At 42.6% G+C, this 1,577-nt stretch carries 1 protein-coding gene; it reads left to right on the forward strand.

What is annotated here, in order from left to right:
- Positions 1–183: 183 nt before the first annotated feature.
- The gene (locus WBA11_RS14785) at positions 184–1,464 is read left to right on the forward strand and encodes a TolC family protein (protein WP_424521430.1); all 1,281 of its coding nucleotides are present in this window, start codon (positions 184–186) and stop codon (positions 1,462–1,464) included.
- The last annotated feature ends 113 nt before the right edge of the window (positions 1,465–1,577 follow it).

Below are 1,577 nucleotides of genomic sequence, written 5' to 3' on the forward strand. Positions count from 1 at the left end.
TAAGGTACGACTGAAATCGTACACTTTTGTTATGGAGGAGCTTCTGAACTCAAAAATCATAACACCAGCGTATGACTTGAATCATACGAGTTTAGAATTGCTCCAACTCATCTTCTGACTATTTTTAAATCATTTATAATGAGATCTATCATAGTAAATTATTTGCTTTTATTCATTTGTCAAATGGCATACACCCAAACCACATTGACCCTTGAAGAAGCCATTCGTTCGACCATTGAGCAAAATCCGTCCATCCAAATTCAGCGGCAAGAAACACAGCTGGCGCAAAACAATGTGTTCAAAGCCAATGCTGGTTTGCTTCCTACGATTGATGCGGTAGCTGGCGGTTCGTACCTCAACAATTATGCGGATGTCAAACTGCGCACCTTTCAACCCGAACCGTCTCCTGAATTCATCAATGTTGACGAATTTGGAGTAGAAACCATCAACGCCAACGTAGGTGTTCAAGCAGAATATCTGCTCTACGATGGCGGACGTGGCAATACGCGTTTGCTATTGCTAGAAGGCTTGTCTAAACTGGAACGGAACAAACAAGAAGTGCTGATTAACCAAACTGTTCTAGGCGTTACGCAACTCTATTTGGATGTTTTGAAACTACAAAATCAAGCCGCTTTTCTAGCAGACAATATTGAAAATAGTGAAATCCGATTGCAAAAAATGGAAGATCGTAAGCAGTTCGGGAAAGCGAATAGCTTATCTATTTTACAATTACAAACCGCGCTCAATCAAGACGAAGCAGCTTTGGATGATGTGCGTTTAGCCACCACCAATTTAGTGAAGGAACTGAATTTCCTAATGGGCGCACCACTCGACCAAACCATCGTTGCGCAAGAGATCGCCAATACATTTGTGCTACCAGATGTAGCGCAGATTTATGCGAGTGTTCAAGCCAACAATCCACAGCTTCAACTGAGTCAAGCTGGTATTGCGATTGCTGGCACAGAGCTTAAATTGAGTGAATTGGATCGGAAGCCGACCGTTGGAGCTATCGCCAATTTGGGCTACAACTTTCAGCGAAATGATGTACAGCAGTTGGCAGAAATTCATACTGCAGGCGTACTCATCGGTGTGAGTGCGAGTTATAATTTATTCGACGGCGGCGTGCGCAATAATCGCATCCAAAATGCCAAAATCAACTTGTCCATCGCCAACGAACGACAGCGACTCACCGAAAACGATCTATTCAAGCAAGCCTTACAAGCCCGCGATTCTTATTTATTGATTCAATCTCAACTGGAACGCGAGCAACGCAATTTATCTACTTTTGAGGCAGCGTATGAAAAGGCACAGGAGTTATTTCTAGTTGGGAAAGCCAACAATCTAGCGCTCCGTGATGCTGAATTGGCGCGCCTGAATGTACTGCTCCGCATCGACCAATTGAAAGCAGATTTGTACAAAACACAACTTCAGTTGCAGCAGTTGATGGGGGGGTTGGTGGAGTAACTATTACCTCTAATTTCAATCAATCACGATATGTTTACATCAGATTTTATTTCTTTTTTTCAAGAATTGAGCCAAAACAACAATTCTGTTTGGTTCAGCAGCAATAAGAAACG

It is taken from the genome of Rubrivirga sp. (genome assembly GCF_049648075.1).
GTDB lineage: Bacteria > Bacteroidota > Rhodothermia > Rhodothermales > Rubricoccaceae > Rubrivirga.